Genomic DNA, 16,519 nt, shown 5'->3' with positions numbered 1-16,519 from the left:
TAAGGATTGGGACAAAGCTGTTCAGCTAACTTTCCCTGTATTCTTTATATATCAGGCCGTAGCTATGGTTTGCTCGCGGGTTAATTCGTTTTTTAGTTTTTCGATATAGGCTTCGGTATAGCCTTTAAGTTCCACCATCGTTCCTCCGGCCGGTCCCGATTTTAGGGTTAAGTTGGTTGCCGAAACATTGATTCCATCAATGCTCGCCCATTTATAAGACCTTGTACTTTGTTGCCATTCGCTAATTTCTACTTTTTCATCATCCCAGCGTATAAACTCTAAGGGCAGGTCTTTTTTGAAATAACCTATAAGCGCATAAGCAAGTCCGATTATGGAATAACCATAAGTCATAACGTCATATACCTTAGCTATCCACATACTAATTCCAAATAATAGCCAAATTCCTCCCATGAAGTAAAGATAGTTTCTTCGGAAAAAACTGACCTTTTTTGAAATTTGTGGCATGGGTATTTAGGTTTAAACACAATATAATAAAAATTCGTAAAATTTAATATTTATTTCAAACTAAGGTTCAACCACCCCATTCTTCTCCTGCGGAGAATTCATTTCCCTCCTCGCGGAGGAGGGGAGCAGACTTATCTCGTTACTTAATTGAATTAAAAATACTCCTTCCCTTCGCAAGGGAAGGTGGCTTCTTCTGCGATAGCGAAAGGAGTCAGAAGGGTTTAATTTTATTAGAATTTAGTTCAAAAAAATATTTTTCAGCTAAAAATTATCGAAACTCACAATATTCGTGGATTTGTGGCAACTTTTCAGGTTTCGAATAATACAGCCGTTTTCCATCTTAATGTAAAGCATGAAAAGTGCTTACTACAGATTGGTTTATCTTAAAACATGAAAATTCAATACCTTAAACCTATGAAAAAAGCTTTACGCTACTTCTTCAAATTCCTTTTAATCCTTTTATCGCCGGCTTTATTTTATCTGGTGATGGTATTAATTGGCTCGCTAATTCCTGTGAATTCTAATCCCGAAACTAAAAACTCAAAAATTGATATTTATCTCTATAAACAGGATATGCACACCGATATTCTGCTACCGGTAAAGTCAGACATTATACAATGGAACAGGGTTTTTAAACCACAATATACGCTATCAAATCCGCAAAATTCGGAATTTATAGGGTTTGGTTGGGGTGATCTCAATTTTTACAGAAACACCCCGCAATGGGAAGATCTAAAACTGGATGTGGCTTTCAAAGCGCTTTTTCTTAAATCACAAAGTGCATTACACACTCGCTTTTATCAAAAAATACCGGCTTCCAAAAATCTGGTGAAAATTTCAGTTTCAGAAGATCAATACAACAAGCTAGTTGAATATATTTTAAAAACTGTAAAAGCAGAAAACAAGCAAGAAATACTGCCTATTTCAGGTTTACACTATTATAGAAATGATGCGTTTTATTCAGCTGAAACTTCTTTTAACCTTTTTAAAACCTGCAATACCTGGACGAATTCTGCATTAAAAGCAGCCGGACTTAAAGCCTGTTTTTGGACACCTTTTCCGCAGGGCATATTTTTTCAGTATAGAGATTGAAAGTTACCGGTTTACGAACTTTACATCGTTTTCACTTTCAATTCTTTTCTTACCGGTTTTGGTGCTTCGTGTATTGGTTCGGCATAAAGGTCAAAGTCGGCCGCATCGGTTACTTTTACTTCATAGAATTCGCCTGTTTTAAGATATATGGAAGTAGCATCTATCAATACTTCGTTATCTACATCGGGCGAATCAAATTCGGTTCTACCTACAAAATAATTCCCTTCCTTTCTATCGATTACCACTTTAAAAACCTGCCCTATTTTTTCCTGATTTAACTCCCAGGAAATCTGACTTTGAATTTCCATAATCTGGTTGGCACGGTCTTGTTTAACCTCTTGCGGAACATTGTCTTCCAAATTATAAGCATGCGTATTTTCTTCGTGAGAATAGGTAAAACAGCCTAAACGCTCAAAACGCATTTCTTCTACCCAGGCCTTCATTTCTTCAAATTGCTCTTCGGTTTCACCGGGATATCCTACAATAAGTGTAGTTCTAATGGCCATTTCAGGAACATACTTCCTAAAATCTCTTAGCAGTTTTGTAGTTTTCTCGCTCGTGGTTCCCCGGCGCATAGATTTCAATAGTTCAGTATTGATATGCTGTAACGGAATATCTATATAATTACAAACTTTAGGCTCACGCTTCATCACATCCAGCACATCCATTGGGAAACCGGTTGGAAATGCATAATGCAAACGAATCCACTCAATTCCGTCAACTTTCACCAGATTTTCAAGCAATTCGGCTAAATTTCTTTTCTTATAAAGATCAAGCCCGTAATAGGTTAGATCTTGTGCGATAAGAATTAATTCTTTTACGCCATTTGCCGCAAGTTTTTTAGCCTCTGTCACCAAATCTTCAATTGGAGTCGATTTATGGCCACCGCGCATTAGCGGAATAGCGCAGAAAGAACAGGGTCTGTCACAACCTTCGGCAATTTTAAGATAAGCGTAATTCTTAGGCGTAGTTGTTAAACGTTCACCCAATAACTCGTGCTTATAATCGGCTTCCAGGGCTTTTAATAGGCCGGGAAGCTCGGTAGTTCCAAAATACTGGTCTACATCAGGAATTTCTTTTTGCAAATCGGGTTTGTAGCGCTCGCTTAAGCAACCGGTAACAAAAACCTTATCTATTTCCCCCTGTTGTTTTTGACCTACATATTCAAGGATGGTATTAACCGATTCTTCTTTGGCATTGTCTATAAATCCGCAGGTATTAATCACCACAATATTTCCGTCTTGCTCGTGCACTACGTCTTTATTGTTACCTTTAAGTTGACCCATCAACACTTCACTGTCGTACACATTCTTACTGCAACCCAGGGTTACTACATTAATACGGTTCTTCTTTATCGACTTTGTCCTCATAATAATATTGTTTTCTAAAAGCTGCTCTAAAACTTTTATTCGTCAAGCTGAACTTGGTTCAGCTTCTAATGTGATTCCATTACGAACAACCTAGATTCTGAAACAAGTTCAGGATGACGTATAGATGAAGTCTGAAAAAATTTTAGACAGCTAATTAAAAGCGGGTGCAAAGATACAATGTATAATTTGAACTACAGCAGGTTAATATTGAAAGGAATAACTTCTTCATTCACATTTCCTTTCTTATTATTTCCACTTGAATCCTAGTTAGTTTTAATCTGCCCTTCATTTCTTTTGCTCGTCCAAAAGAAACGAAGCAAAGAAAAAGACGCCTTTTTCAAGGAATTTTTTGTCAAAATGCCAAAAACCGTGACCAAAACCCCGCGGATGCCCGATTGAAAAATCGACCATCCTGAATCTCGGGGTTTTGTTCACATATTCTGCGAAAAAGGATGTACAAAAGTAGGCCATTAAAGAAAACCCTTCTAATGATTTCTATAATTGCCATTCTATTTATTTTGTAACTTTCCACATTATCAAAATTTAAGAGTCAAATTATCAATGAAAAAATCCCTCCTCCTACTCACTTCGCTATTCTTTTTTATGTTGAATGTGCTAAACGCCCAGCAGCGTGTAGAGGAGATTCCGCTTAAAATTGGGGTTATGCAATCTGGAACCTTAAACGCGATTACCGATGTTGAGGGTGTAAAAGTGGGGCATACTACGCTTATAAAAGGCGATTCGGTGCGAACAGGCGTTACAGCTATTCTTCCGCACGGCGAGAATATTTTTCAGCAAAAAGTACCCGCAGCGGTTTTTGTGGGAAATGGCTTCGGAAAACTGGCAGGCAGTACCCAAATTAACGAGCTCGGCAACCTGGAAACTCCTATTATCCTTACCAACACTTTAAATGTTCCAACCGCTATGGATGCGGTGATAAAATATACACTCAACCTGCCTGAAAATGAAAATGTGCGTTCGGCAAACGCTGTGGTGGGTGAGACTAACGATGGTTATTTGAATGATATTCGTGGGCAACATGTGAAAAATACCGATGTAATTTCAGCGATTGAGAATGCGAAAACCGGTTCAGTTACTGAAGGAAATGTAGGTGCCGGCACAGGCACCATCGCTTTTGGTTATAAGGGCGGAATTGGCACGGCATCCCGAAAACTACCGGAGAGCCTGGGCGGTTACACCGTGGGAGTGCTTGTACAAAGTAATTTTGGTGGGGTTTTGCAAATTGCCGGGGTTCCGGTGGGGCAAAAGCTGGGCAACTACAGTTTTAGCAATAATTTACAGAATAATGTAGACGGTTCCTGTATGATAGTAGTGGCCACCGATGCACCTTTAAACAACCGAAACCTGGAACGCCTGGCAAAACGGGCTTTCCTGGGCTTGGGAAAAACCGGTGGCATTGCTTCCAATGGCAGCGGCGATTATATAATTTCCTTTTCTACCGCCAAAGAAATGAGAATTCCTTATAAAATAGAGACCAAAACCTTAACACAAAAAGTAGTGCCCAACAATTTGATGTCGCCATTATTTATGGCAGCTATTGAAGCTACCGAAGAAGCTATTTTAAACTCTCTGTTTATGGCTGAAACCATCACCGGTTTTAAAGGCCGAACCATAAAAGCCCTGCCTAAAGAGGAAGTCGTAAAACACTTAAAAAAAGCTGGTGTGTTGGAGGATTAAGCTTTTAAAATAAAAGAAAAAATAATAGGTTCTTTAAGTTACGCTTCCCCAATCACCTATATTTCAACAAATAATATTGATATTTAAAGCAACCTTTTTTATGTCGTAACATCTAATATTAAACACCTATTATGAAAAAAACATTAATAATTTTACTACTATCCATTTTAGTTTCAGCTTGTTCAAAATCTGATGATAATGGTATTGATTGCCGCCTTTTTGACCCTGAATTTCCCAGTTTATATATTAAAATAGTAGATGATAAGGAAAATAATTTAATTGAAATCGGCACTATTAATCCCGATAGCATTTTGGTGGAAGGAAGTTTTTCCGGAGCCAATTTTTTATATATACCGGCCTACGAATCTTTACCCCCCGATTCGGAGATTAGAAAATATGATAACACACTCTCACTATATATACCCAGAGAAGAAAACTTTACATATCGAATACATATAAATGATTCTACCTCATTTGATCTCGATTTTAAAGCAAAATTCACTGAAATACCTTGTGGAGTATCATATTATTTACCAACTGAAGTCTCTTCCGAAGGCGAGAATCTGGAAATAATTAGGGAAGAATTTGAATTAAGTTCTCTTGTAGAAGTTGAATTATAAAAAGTCCCTAAGTTAGAGTTTACTGAAAATATAAATTTTACAGCTAGGATACAAAAGTTTAAGTATTCATTAGATTAACCATAGGAACTATTTTTTATTCGGCAAAAAACTTTGACATATATCAATGCTTTTCCGGTTCAGCAATAAGATATTTGTATCTACTATAAACAATTAAAAATTAGTTGTAGGTAATGAAAAATATTTGTGCTGCTTTTTGCTTCGTTTTTTTGGGACTTTCAAACGGGTTTGGGCAACAATCAATAAACCATAAAATGGAAGAGGAATTCATTAAAGCCGCGAAAACCAACGACATTGAAAAACTTCAAGATTTCTTAAAAAAAGGGGTGAATATTGATGCTCGAGATGCTCATAAAAGAACAGCCTTAATGCTGGCAACTTATGAGAATAATATAGCTGCTTCTGAATTATTGATAAAAGCAGGAGCCAACGTAAATGCACAGGACGACCGATTGGAAAGTCCGTTTCTTCATGCAGGGGCTAAAGGATATCTCAAAATTCTAAAGGCCTGTCTTGCCACCGGTAAAGTTAATTATATGGTATTAAACCGGTATGGGGGCACTGCACTAATTCCTGCCTGTGAGAGAGGGCATATAGAAGTAGTACAGGAATTATTAAAAATAAGCGACTATCCTATAGATCATATCAACAACCTAGGTTGGACTGCTTTAATGGAAGCTATTGTTCTAGGTAACGGTGGCAAAACACATACACAAATTGTACAACTATTGGTAAACGCCGGCTGTGACGTTAATATTCCAGACAAAGACGGTATTACACCACTTCAGCATGCGAAAAAAAGTGGCTACAAAAATATTGTAACTATCCTGGAAGAAGCGGGAGCAAAATTAAAACTATAAAACATTTATGAAAACAATTTATTTACTTCTAATTGGCGGCTTACTTTTCACTTCCTGCAAGCAGGAAAAAGAAACCAGAACATTTGATATTCTTATCAAAGACGCTAATATTGTTAATACTGAAACCGGTGAGATTTTAAAAAAGCAAAGTATAGGTATTATAGCAGACACTATTGCAAAAATAGCGGCCGTAGACCAGTCTATAAATTGGAAGGCTAATCAAACAATACAGGCCAAAGATAAATATGTAATTCCGGGATTATGGGATATGCACATACATTTTGGAGCAGACAGTCTTATAGACGAAAATAAAAATATGTTACCACTTTATTTGGCAAACGGGGTAACCACCGTAAGGGATTGTGCCGCCGATATAAGTCCGTCTGTATTAAAATGGCGAAAACAAATTGAAGATGGAGAACTTGAAGGCCCCAATATATTTACTGCAGGACCAAAACTAGAAGGAAAAAATTCTATTTGGCCCGGCGATTTGGAAATCGAAAATGAAAAAGAATTAACCATAGCTTTAGATTCTTTAGATAAGCTTCAGGTAGATTTTGTAAAAATAACAGACAACGCCTTAACTCCCGACCTGTTTCTTAAGAGCCTCAAAAAAGCAACGCAAAGAGGTTATAAAACTTCAGGACATATTCCTTTTTCGCTATCAATTAACGAAGTTTCTATGGCCGGATTAAGCAGTATTGAACATATGAGTTATATGCTAAAAGCAGGTTCTGCCAGGGAATTGGAGGTTATTGAAAAGTATAAAAATAACGAGATAGATTATGCTACCGCAAATACTATTATAAATGAAAGTTTTGACGAAATTACGGCGGTAACTAAATACAGGCAATTGGCTGAAAATGGTACAGCGATTGTCCCTACCCTTATTGGAAATAAAATCATCTCATATTGGGATAAAGACCAACATGTAGATGACCCTGAATTACAATATATTGGCCCCGGAATTATAGAAACTTATCAATGGCGGGTAGATAGGGTTATAAATGCATCAGCAGAAGCTATAGAAGCCCGTCACAAAAGATACCAAAAATTAATAGGTTTAATACCTTTAATAAAAGAGTCTGGTATGCCCATTATTGCCGGTACCGATGCCGGATTTTTAAACTCCTATATTTATCCCGGTTTTGCCTTGCACGACGAACTGGAAATTTTTCAGGAAGCGGGACTAACAGCATTGGAAGCCCTGCAAACTTCAGTCGTTAACGGGCCTAAGTATTTTGGGGTTTCAGATAAATACGGAAGTGTAACAGAAGGCAAAATAGCAGATCTTTTAATCCTTAACAGCAACCCTATTGAAGATATTAAGGCTACAAAAGATATTAACCGACTTATAAAGAAAAACAAGGTTTACAATAAAACAGACTTAGAAAATATGCTTCAAGAGGTAAAAGAACTTTATAATTAGTGAAGGGTATTTAGGTGTAGATTGGACAGGTACCGATGAACTTTTAGTTTCTAATTGAAATATTTATATTTACCTGAACAACAAATCAGTACTAAACTTACAAGCACATCTAGAGGACCTCTCTCTAATTGTAATTAAGCTTTAGCATTCAATTTTAACTAAAATATGAAACAAAGCATCTTCATTCTAGCCCTGGTATTCTTTACAGGGGTATCTTTTGGGCAATCATTGCCAAAAAAAATAAGTGAACAGGATTTTTCCATTGGAAAATCGGTTGAAATTGAATCTGCAGTTTTAGACGAAACAAGAAACTTAAACATCTATTTGCCTTTAAGTTATTCAAAAGACAGCCTTAAGACTTATCCTGTAATTTATTTGCTTGATGGTTCTAAGGATGAAGATTTTATACATATTTCGGGAATTGTTCAATTTGGGTCTTTTTCCTGGATAAATATGATTCCGGAGTCAATTGTGGTAGGTATCGGGAATGTAGATAGAAAAAGGGATTTCACATCGCCTTCCCAAAACAAACTGGACCAAAAAGAATTGCCAACTTCCGGGAAATCCGAAAACTTTATCACTTTTCTGGAAAAAGAATTACAGGCATTTATGGATGCTAACTACCGAACAGCCGGGACCAAAACCCTTATAGGACAATCGCTTGGCGGACTTTTAGCTACGGAAATATTGTTTAAAAAGCCTGAGCTATTCGACAACTACATTATTGTAAGCCCCAGCTTATGGTGGAATGATGAAAAACTCCTAAACGAAGAACTTACCCCCTACACTTCTAAGAAATCAATTTATATAGCCGGCGGAAAAGAAGGGGAAGTAATGCAACGCACCGCTAAAGAATTGTTTGATAAGTTAAAAGCGAAGAAAACCGAAAATACCAGCGTATTCTACGAGTTTTTGGAAGACAAAACGCACGGAGACGCATTACATATCGCGGTTTACAATGCATTTGAAAAAATATTTAGAACCCAAACAGATTAAAAAAAGCCTAAAGTAGCTAGCCGAATAAAACCTACTTTGTATTAAGTATAGATTTTCGGTAGGCTATCCCCCAATTGGCCAAACCATCGATAATTGGCGAAAGGGTTTTGCCATATTCTGTGATGGCATATTCTACCGTTACAGGCTTTGTATCTTTAACCGTTCGGCTTACCAGACGGTTTATTTCCAAATCCCGAAGTTCTTTTGAAAGCATTTTTGTTCCAATTCCATCTACTTCCCTCAGCAAATCCATAAAACCCAACTTACTTCCTTCCATAAGCGTCCCAAGAATATGAAACTTCCATTTCCCCGACAAAATACTCATAGCATCACTTATAGCCTGCATTCTTACCTGGCAAATTGGAGTATTATTGATTTCTGCTTTTTTCTTCATCTTATAATTAATTTAACATTGATAGTTTCTAAAAGGAAACTACTTTCCAAAAGGAAATGAATATCAAGAATACAAAATGTTTCTCATAGATTTGAACCAGATTTCTAAAAATTTATATCAGCCCTGCTTAAACCCTATTAATTAAAAAAAATGAAAGATTCTAAATCGGCTATAAACCCACTATTATGCGACCCTACAACCGGAATATGTGAAATACCGGGTATCGATAAAAATAAAGATGAGCAAAAAGTTTCTACAGATACTCCCAATAAAGTACAAATTATCTATTTTACAGATCCAATTTGTTCCTCTTGTTGGGGTATAGAACCACAGCTTAGAAAGCTTAAATTAGAATATGGAGATTACGTTGATGTAGCCTATAAAATGGGAGGTTTATTACCCGATTGGAATTACAATAGTGGTGGTATTAGTAAACCTTCAGATGTTGCCGAACATTGGGATGAAGTAAGTATCTATTATGATATGCCTATAGATGGTGATCTATGGCTTGAGAACCCACTTCACTCTTCTTATCCCCCTTCCATTGCTTTTAAGGCCGCCCAATTACAGGATAATAAAAAAGCTATTTTATTTTTAAGAGCCTTAAGGGAAATGGTTTTTCTAGATAAAAAAAATATTACCCAATGGGAACATTTGGCGACTGCCGCTAAAAATGTAGGACTTGATGTGAGTTTATTAAAAACCGATTATGAAGGGAAGGCTAAACTCCTTTTTGAAAAAGACCTACATTTGGCCAGGGAATATGGCGTTAGAGGTTTTCCTAGCATATTTTTTATAGATAGTTTAGGCCAAAAAGAAATTGTTTATGGTGCAAGGCCCTATGAAATATTTGAAAAAGCACTTCTTAAAATTGAACCAGAGATTACTAAAAATGACTACGATAAGAATTGGAGGTCACTTTTCACTCAATTTAATTCCCTAACAGCCCGTGAGTTTTCAGAATTATCGGGCACTCCCAGAAATGAAAGTGAAGATTTTTTAAATAAGCTTGTTGAAGAAGAGCTTTTGGAAAAATTCAGTACTAAAAATGGGGCTATTTGGGCAAGAAAAAACTAAGGAATGAAAATTATAGATATTGAAAGCTGGAATAGAAAAGAACATTATCACTTTTTTTCTAAAATGGATTCTCCTTTCTTTGGGATAACCACAGAGGTAGACTGTAGTCTCGCCCATAAGAAAGCTAAAGAGAAAGGGCATTCCTTTTTTGCAACATATCTTCATAAGTCTATGATTGCGGTAAATGCCGTAGAAGAATTAAAATATAGAATTGTCGATGATAAAGTTGTTGCCTTCCCTATTATTCACGCCGGCGCCACCATAGGAAGGGAAGATGGCACCTTCGGGTTTGTTTTTGTGAATTTTTCGAATAACTTTCAAACCTTTAATACCCAATTACAGGAAGAAATTAAAGCGGTACATAATTCAACCGGATTACGGCTAAATAACGACGATCTAAACAAAGATTTAATTCGGCATTCCACCCTACCCTGGACTTCGTTTTCCGGCTTATTGCATCCAACCAATTTTAATAACAAAGAATCTGTTCCGAAAATCACCTTCGGAAAGTTTAGCATAAGAGAGGGAAAGAAATATTTACCCGTTTCAATTGAAGCCCATCATGGCCTGGTAGACGGCCTGCATTTATCCAGATACTTGCAGGAATTTCAACTACAACTTGATAACTGGCAGGAATAATAGTATACTAGTGGAATAGATTTTTCTTGTTAAATTAAATTTTACGCGAACACAAAAGCCGTTTTTAAAGAAATCATAACCGATATGTTTCACCTAAAGCCTGGTTACCCCCTATTTGCACTTGCCGATATTTTCCATTAAGACAAGGATTAGCGCTTAATTAATACTATTTAAGTATATTTTTAACAAATACCCCTACAAATCATTCATTTCTTTGTATTTTAAAGAACATGAATATAAAAAGAAGCGTTTTTTCCTTTATTGTATTAGTGTTTTTATCTGGTTGTTCTCAAGTAGCCAAAGATGCCAATGATGGCCTAAGCGCACTTAAGCCGGATACCAAACCCTATAAAGTCTCAAAAGATCTTAAAGCCATTAAAGAAGACGGGGTTTTACATGCAATCACCATTTACAATTCCACGAGCTATTTTTTATATAAAGGAATGCCAATGGGGTTCGAATATGAATTGTTATCGCGCCTGGCTGAAAATTTAGACCTGGAGCTAAAAATAACTGTTGCCGAAGATATAGACGATTTATTTGATATGCTAAACAATGGCGAAGGAGATTTAATTGCCTATGGCCTTACCATTACCGAACCCAGGAAAAACCTGGTGAGCTTTACAGAAAATCATTATGTAACGCACCAGGCTTTAGTGCAACGAATGCCCGATAATTGGCGATCTATGCCCGGTTATAAAATAGATAAGCAACTTATTTCAAACACGCTAGAGCTAATAGATAATCCCGTATGGGTGAGGGAGAATTCTTCTTATTCCGAAAGGCTGCAAAACCTACAAAATGAAATTGGAGGCGATATTCCCATAGAATATATTGAGGGTAATATCACTACAGATGAGATTATTAAAATGGTGGTAGACGGTGAAATTGATAGAACCGTGGCCGATTACAATATTGCGTCTATCAACAAAACCTATTACCCGGTACTTAATATCAAGACCCGGGTTTCGTTTTCCCAGCGTATAGCCTGGGCGGTACGGCAAAATTCCCCCAACCTGCTAAAGGCCATAAATACATGGATTAACAAAGAGAAAAAATTAGACGATTATTATGTAATTTATAATAAATACTTTAAAAATACCAGGTCTAATAGAACCAGGATAAAGAGTGATTTTTACAGCAAAAACGGAAATAAGATTAGTAAATACGATGCTATTATTAAAGAAAACGCAGCAAGATTAGGCTGGGACTGGCGTTTTCTTTCCTCACAGGTATACCAGGAATCCAGGTTTAACCCAAAAGCAAAATCATGGGCAGGTGCCACGGGACTTATACAATTAATGCCTGCCACCGCCAAAGAAGTTGGAGTTAGCAATAATTATAACCCCGAACAAAATATTAAAGGCGGCGTGAAGTATTTAGAAAGGATGCGTGGCAATTTTGAAAGCGTAGAAGATTCTATTCAAAAGATAAAATTCACCCTGGCTGCTTTTAATTGCGGAGCCGGCCATGTTTTTGATGCGATGCGACTAGCAGAAAAAAACGGTAAAAACCCCAATATTTGGGATAAAAATGTAGAAGAATATATCTTGAAATTAAAAGACAAAAAATACTACCAGGACGAGGTAGTAAGACATGGTTTTGTAAGAGGCACCGAACCCTACAACTATGTAAAAGATATATTTTTACGCTATAAGCATTATAAACAGTTTATTGAAGAATAAGCTATACTTCCCGGTCTACTATAGCCGCCTTTACGGTTTTCCATATTCTTAATTTGTATTATTGGTTTATATTTAGCAAAACATTGGTTTATCCCGATAAATTTACCCTTAAAAGGCTATATTAAGCGGTATAAACTGAGTTGTAAAACATATACTGCTACTTTAAGCTATCAAAGTAACTTATAGCATCATCCAACGTTTCATTCTCTTTTAGTTCGTTTACCACATCTTCCGCAGTAAACGATTTCACAACATTGGCTATACGTAATTGCTCATTATGTTCTTGTTGGCATTCGTTCCAAACTTGCATTAATGCTTTATAAACACTTATGCTTTGAGGATAACCAGTTTCTTCTTGTAATTCTTTAATTCTATTTGAGTCCATTTTATATTTATTTAATTAATTTTTCAATTCACGCAACTACGCATAGCCTTTACCGTTACTTGCAATAGCTCCGGACAGAAAAAGAGAACTTTAATAAGAAAAACTCACTGTTACGCGGACTTACAAAAGTGGAACTGAAAGATTGATTTTAATAAAAAAGAGGACAATAAATAAAACAAACGCTCACTCTAGCGGACTTAAAATCGCAAAATCATAAAGGTTTTAGAAGATAACTTTAGTAAAAAAAGAGACAATAAATTTCTCACTCTTGCTCTAGAAATTTAGAAAAGATAAATGCTCACTCAAACCCTAAAAATCTACAAGAAAAAGACTGACAAAAAAGAAAATTATAAAAAGTGAGCGGCAAATCTCCCGTGCTTACTCGAATGGTCGCTACAGCAAGTAACATCGGTTAAAGAAAATAGCTTAGGTCTAGCTAAAATTCTATATTTTAGAAGTCTAAATTAATCCTGGTTAAACAGACAAGCTAGCTCTTCCCTACACGCTACTTCCTTTAACCAAAACCGTTAGCTACAATACGAATGAACCCTGAATGGAATTAGAAAATATATACGAATTAGCAGATAATAAAGAGTGGCAATCAATAATTGAAAAAATTGAACGTCTACCAAGGATAGACATCACTTTTGATTTAAGGTGTCAGTTAGCCAGAGCATACAACAATATCTCGGACTTTGACGAGGCTATAAAAATTCTTTTCTCTGTTAGTGAAGAAGGAGAGAATAATGCGTATTGGAACTATGTAACTGGGTATTCCTATTTTCATCTTGAAGATTATAAATTAGCATTAAAGCACTTTAACAGTAGTTATTCCTTAGGTAACAAAGATGTGAAAAAATGGATTGGTTGGTGTGAACAATACATAAGTAATAATGAAATTGAAATAAAACAAATTGCAAATCGATACAAAAAATTTGGATTTAATATTTCTTGTATTACAAATCAGGACAATCAATATAATACCAACTCAAGAAGTTATTTTAAAACCCCAAGCCATCCTTGGATTAACTTATTTACATCAAAGCAAAATAAATTCAACTATGAAGATTATGATTGGACTAATTGTGTAGGTATCGGAACTTTTACCAACTGGAATAACCTTGTGGTTATAGATATTGACGGCTGTAGCGACCCTTCTTTTTTGCGAAAATTATTGATGGAATTAAGGTTGCCCCAAAATTATGAATGGGTTGTAGAATCTGGAAGTAAAAACGGTTATCATATTTATTATAGTGGATACAAAATTGACGAGTGCGAGGATGATGATGTTGTATCAGCATTTCCACCCAAACCAGAATTTGAAAAATATCTCGACAAAATTGAATTCCTATGGGAAACCCATACTGTTTTACCACCAAGTGTTCACGGCTCTGGAAATAAATACTCATTCATAAATGGAAGTTTTCCAACAAAACCACCTCTCAAGATAGATACAAATACTGTTTACAATTTTATCGAAACATTTTTAGACTTTAAAGAAATAGAAGTTGGCACTTGATATGGAGAAATAATGACTCTAATTTCATCAAAAACAGAATTTGTTACTGACTTCAACGAGGAAGATATTACAAAACATTTACTTGATGATGTATACTTATTTGTAGATATAGAAACATCTGGATTACCTGAAAAAACTAATTCAGGAACTAAATATCCTGAAATACTTCAAGTTGCTTGGGTTTTAACAAATAAAAAAGGTATCATATTAAAAAAGAACTCTTTTATAATTGATACACCTTTTCTTACTAATAATGATTCCTCGGAGTTTGTAAACATTGATTTTAAAACTGCAAGAAAAGTTAAATTCCCTATTAGCCAAGCTTTAAAAAAATTAGTAGAGGATATTAAAATGTGTAATTATGTAGTAGCTCACAACATAGAGTTTGATTTAGAAATTTTAGGACATTATTACACCAATTATTATGGAACAAATCCTTTTAATGGTAAAAACAAAATATGCACTATGAAATCAACAATTAATTTCTGTGCAATTCCTAATAATTATGGCTACAAATATCCGAAACTATCAGAATTGTATTTTAAACTTTTTAGTTATAAAGTTAAAAATTCGCACAATGCAGAAGTGGATGTTTTGCATACATTAAAATGTTTTAAAAAACTACAAAATATTGGTGTCTTATAAATATATGGACAAAGATGTATTAAATATAAACCGTGGATTTATCACGAGAGATAGTGAAAAAATATATTCTTCGCTACTCTCTTACATAATCAATAACATAAGGAAAATTGTATTTCAAAAGCATCCTTTGGGCTTTAAGTACTTTAAACTTGGCAAAATTTCAAATACAGAAGAATTTAGGCTACATTTCTGGATAGATACAAATGAAAATCAAGATAATGAATTACAAATTCACGACCACTCTTTTAATTTTGAGTCATTTGTAGTTTATGGAATTTTAAAGAATACAAAGTTCAAATCTAAAAAGGACATTTCATCTAATGGTTATATCTATAATGTAAAATTTAGGAACGAAAAATCAAGATTAGTCCTTTGATCATCCCCCAAAAATTAGGACAGTAAGTTAAGTTCAAAAATAACCTTAATTTTACTGTATTATGACACGAAGAAAATTTACCTCAAAGTTTAAAACGAAAGTAGTTCTTGAAGCCTTGAAAGAGCGTCAAACGGTCAAGGAACTAGCACAAAAATTTGAGATTACTCCACAACAGATCAATACCTGGAAACGCAATTTCCTAAATGAGGCCGATACTGTTTTTTCAAAAGGGGAAAAATCAAAAAAATCAGAAGAAGAGGAAAAGAAAGACCAACTTCTTAAGGTGATTGGGGAGCTTAAAGTGGAGAATGATTTTTTAAAAAACGCCTTGCGATAAAACCTTTAGAAGAGCGTCGAACAATGATATGCAAGGGTCATTCCAAGCTCAGCCTCCAGCAGCAATGCAAGCTATTGCACATCCACCGCAGTGGAATCTATTATAGACCTCGTGGAGAAAGTAAACTTAATTTAGAACTGATGCGCCTGATGGATGAACATTATACCCATCATCCTTTTAAAGGTGCCAGGAGAATGCATACCTGGCTTACCCTGGATAAAGGGTATAAAGTCAATAAAAAGCGTATTGAACGTCTCTATTCCCGGATTATGGGACTCAGAGCTATTATGCCCGGGAAACATACCTCCAGGCGAAACAAAGAACATAAGGTGTATCCTTATTTATTGCGGAATCTTACAGTAGACCGTCCCAATCAGGTCTGGGCGATCGATATTACTTACATTCCTATGCGAAAAGGTTTTATGTATCTGGTAGCCATCATAGACCTGCATAGTCGCTATGTTCTTAACTGGTCTGTGTCCAATTCAATGGATGCCCAGTGGTGTAAAGAAACTTTAGAAGAAGCTATTGAAATCCATGGGACTCCTGAGATCATTAATACCGATCAGGGAAGCCAGTTTACTTCAGAGATCTTTACCCACAGGGTACTATCTAAAAATATTAAACTCAGTATGGATGGAAAAGGAAGAGCTATCGATAATGTATTTATAGAAAGGCTTTGGAGAAGTGTGAAGTACGAAAGTATTTATTTAAATCCTCCAGAATCTGGAGTAGATCTGTACCAACAACTCAATACCTATTTTAAATTTTACAACCACCAAAGAAGGCACCAGGGAATAGAAAATGAAATACCTTATAACCGATATTTAAACCAAAAAAGAAAGGCTGCTTGATAAATGAAAAATAGAACTTAATTTAGCAGCAAAGCTGTCCTAACAAATGGGGGTACTTTA

General features: G+C 35.6%; 18 protein-coding genes. 14 read left to right on the top strand and 4 right to left on the bottom strand.

Annotated elements, in window-relative coordinates:
* Positions 1 to 51: 51 nt before the first annotated feature.
* Positions 52 to 411 carry a hypothetical protein gene (locus I6U49_RS08290; protein ID WP_198628308.1) on the bottom strand — a complete coding sequence of 120 codons (360 nt, stop codon included), beginning with the start codon at positions 409 to 411 and terminating at the stop codon, positions 52 to 54.
* Positions 412 to 855: 444 nt separating this feature from the next.
* Between I6U49_RS08290 and I6U49_RS08285 the strand changes: the two genes are divergently transcribed.
* The gene (locus tag I6U49_RS08285; protein WP_232804672.1) at positions 856 to 1,557 is read left to right on the top strand and encodes a TIGR02117 family protein; all 702 of its coding nucleotides are present in this window, start codon (positions 856 to 858) and stop codon (positions 1,555 to 1,557) included.
* Positions 1,558 to 1,577: 20 nt separating this feature from the next.
* Here I6U49_RS08285 and rimO read toward each other — a convergent pair whose 3' ends face one another.
* The gene (gene rimO / locus I6U49_RS08280; protein WP_198628307.1) at positions 1,578 to 2,927 is read right to left on the bottom strand and encodes a 30S ribosomal protein S12 methylthiotransferase RimO; all 1,350 of its coding nucleotides are present in this window, start codon (positions 2,925 to 2,927) and stop codon (positions 1,578 to 1,580) included.
* A gap of 561 nt (positions 2,928 to 3,488) precedes the next feature.
* Between rimO and I6U49_RS08275 the strand changes: the two genes are divergently transcribed.
* The 5 genes from I6U49_RS08275 to I6U49_RS08255 all read left to right on the top strand — a co-directional run bounded on the left by I6U49_RS08275 (position 3,489) and on the right by I6U49_RS08255 (position 8,548).
* Positions 3,489 to 4,625: a DmpA family aminopeptidase gene (locus tag I6U49_RS08275; protein ID WP_198628306.1), complete on the top strand. Its 1,137-nt coding sequence runs from the start codon at positions 3,489 to 3,491 to the stop codon at positions 4,623 to 4,625.
* Positions 4,626 to 4,756: 131 nt separating this feature from the next.
* Entirely contained in the window at positions 4,757 to 5,245 is a 489-nt protein-coding gene (locus tag I6U49_RS08270; protein ID WP_198628305.1) for a hypothetical protein, read from the top strand.
* Positions 5,246 to 5,436: 191 nt separating this feature from the next.
* Positions 5,437 to 6,123, top strand: coding sequence for an ankyrin repeat domain-containing protein (locus I6U49_RS08265; protein WP_232804671.1), 687 nt, complete (start codon positions 5,437 to 5,439; stop codon positions 6,121 to 6,123).
* Between the two features lie 7 nt (positions 6,124 to 6,130).
* Positions 6,131 to 7,552, top strand: a complete 1,422-nt coding sequence (locus I6U49_RS08260; RefSeq protein ID WP_198628304.1) for an amidohydrolase family protein — start codon at positions 6,131 to 6,133, stop codon at positions 7,550 to 7,552.
* Between the two features lie 165 nt (positions 7,553 to 7,717).
* Positions 7,718 to 8,548, top strand: coding sequence for an alpha/beta hydrolase (locus I6U49_RS08255; RefSeq protein ID WP_198628303.1), 831 nt, complete (start codon positions 7,718 to 7,720; stop codon positions 8,546 to 8,548).
* 31 nt (positions 8,549 to 8,579) lie between these two features.
* On the opposite strand, the gene I6U49_RS08250 is transcribed toward I6U49_RS08255, so the two are convergent.
* The gene (locus tag I6U49_RS08250; RefSeq protein WP_193710944.1) at positions 8,580 to 8,942 is read right to left on the bottom strand and encodes a winged helix-turn-helix transcriptional regulator; all 363 of its coding nucleotides are present in this window, start codon (positions 8,940 to 8,942) and stop codon (positions 8,580 to 8,582) included.
* Positions 8,943 to 9,092: 150 nt separating this feature from the next.
* Between I6U49_RS08250 and I6U49_RS08245 the strand changes: the two genes are divergently transcribed.
* The 3 genes from I6U49_RS08245 (at position 9,093) to I6U49_RS08235 (ending at position 12,343) form a co-directional block, all read left to right on the top strand.
* The gene (locus I6U49_RS08245) at positions 9,093 to 10,019 is read left to right on the top strand and encodes a ClpXP adapter SpxH family protein (RefSeq protein ID WP_198628302.1); all 927 of its coding nucleotides are present in this window, start codon (positions 9,093 to 9,095) and stop codon (positions 10,017 to 10,019) included.
* Between the two features lie 3 nt (positions 10,020 to 10,022).
* Complete coding sequence (locus tag I6U49_RS08240) at positions 10,023 to 10,658, top strand: chloramphenicol acetyltransferase (protein WP_198628301.1); 636 nt, start codon at positions 10,023 to 10,025, stop codon at positions 10,656 to 10,658.
* Positions 10,659 to 10,888: 230 nt separating this feature from the next.
* Positions 10,889 to 12,343 carry an MltF family protein gene (locus I6U49_RS08235; protein WP_198628300.1) on the top strand — a complete coding sequence of 485 codons (1,455 nt, stop codon included), beginning with the start codon at positions 10,889 to 10,891 and terminating at the stop codon, positions 12,341 to 12,343.
* 157 nt (positions 12,344 to 12,500) lie between these two features.
* Here I6U49_RS08235 and I6U49_RS08230 read toward each other — a convergent pair whose 3' ends face one another.
* Positions 12,501 to 12,728 carry a DUF632 domain-containing protein gene (locus tag I6U49_RS08230; protein ID WP_198628299.1) on the bottom strand — a complete coding sequence of 76 codons (228 nt, stop codon included), beginning with the start codon at positions 12,726 to 12,728 and terminating at the stop codon, positions 12,501 to 12,503.
* Positions 12,729 to 13,281: 553 nt separating this feature from the next.
* On the opposite strand from I6U49_RS08230, the gene I6U49_RS08225 reads away from it, so the two are divergent.
* From I6U49_RS08225 to I6U49_RS08205, 5 genes are all read left to right on the top strand, one after another.
* On the top strand, positions 13,282 to 14,247 hold the full coding sequence (locus I6U49_RS08225) for a bifunctional DNA primase/polymerase (protein ID WP_198628298.1): 966 nt from the start codon (positions 13,282 to 13,284) through the stop codon (positions 14,245 to 14,247).
* A gap of 12 nt (positions 14,248 to 14,259) precedes the next feature.
* Positions 14,260 to 14,892 (top strand): 3'-5' exonuclease, encoded by a 633-nt coding sequence (locus I6U49_RS08220; protein WP_198628297.1) that lies wholly within the window; start codon positions 14,260 to 14,262, stop codon positions 14,890 to 14,892.
* Positions 14,893 to 14,896: 4 nt separating this feature from the next.
* The gene (locus tag I6U49_RS08215) at positions 14,897 to 15,268 is read left to right on the top strand and encodes a hypothetical protein (protein WP_198628296.1); all 372 of its coding nucleotides are present in this window, start codon (positions 14,897 to 14,899) and stop codon (positions 15,266 to 15,268) included.
* 61 nt (positions 15,269 to 15,329) lie between these two features.
* Positions 15,330 to 15,605 (top strand): transposase, encoded by a 276-nt coding sequence (locus I6U49_RS08210; protein WP_198627104.1) that lies wholly within the window; start codon positions 15,330 to 15,332, stop codon positions 15,603 to 15,605.
* A complete protein-coding gene (locus I6U49_RS08205) occupies positions 15,602 to 16,459 on the top strand; it encodes an IS3 family transposase (RefSeq protein ID WP_317191834.1) in 858 nt (285 codons plus the stop codon). Before I6U49_RS08210 ends, I6U49_RS08205 begins: the two co-directional genes overlap by 4 nt.
* Positions 16,460 to 16,519: the final 60 nt, after the last annotated feature.

It is taken from the genome of Salegentibacter maritimus, from assembly GCF_016236915.1.
In the GTDB taxonomy this organism is placed as follows: domain Bacteria; phylum Bacteroidota; class Bacteroidia; order Flavobacteriales; family Flavobacteriaceae; genus Salegentibacter; species Salegentibacter maritimus.
This window is presented reverse-complemented; position numbering and strand designations above follow the sequence as displayed.